The sequence below is a fragment of the Pseudomonas sp. SIMBA_067 genome (assembly GCF_046534675.1).
Taxonomy (GTDB): Bacteria; Pseudomonadota; Gammaproteobacteria; order Pseudomonadales; family Pseudomonadaceae; genus Aquipseudomonas; species Aquipseudomonas putida.
Genome location: NZ_JAWRYH010000574.1, coordinates 1 through 266, shown reverse-complemented (window position 1 = coordinate 266; position 266 = coordinate 1). Strand labels below are relative to the sequence as shown.

At 39.5% G+C, this 266-nt stretch carries 1 protein-coding gene; it reads left to right on the top strand.

What is annotated here, in order from left to right; translation table 11 throughout:
- Positions 1–266, top strand: a 266-nt coding sequence (locus tag SB765_RS30385) for a hypothetical protein (protein WP_410932589.1), incomplete at both ends; no start/stop codon positions are given.

Here is a 266-nt window from a genome sequence, read left to right as displayed (position 1 = left end):
AAGGAAGCTATTGGCATTTAGATACCCGGCCTGACGAATTTAATAACTTACCTAAAAAGTCCGATATTAAACAGGCAGCTACTAAATTAAATAACGCGTTAAAACAATGTGACTACCAAACGTTAATTCATGGTGATGCCAAGCTTGCTAATTTTGCCGCTAATAGCCAAGGGCATATACTCGGTTATGACTTTCAATATGTGGGTGCGGGTGTTGGGGTGGTCGATGTAATGTATTTTATGACCAGTTGTATGGATGAATCTGAG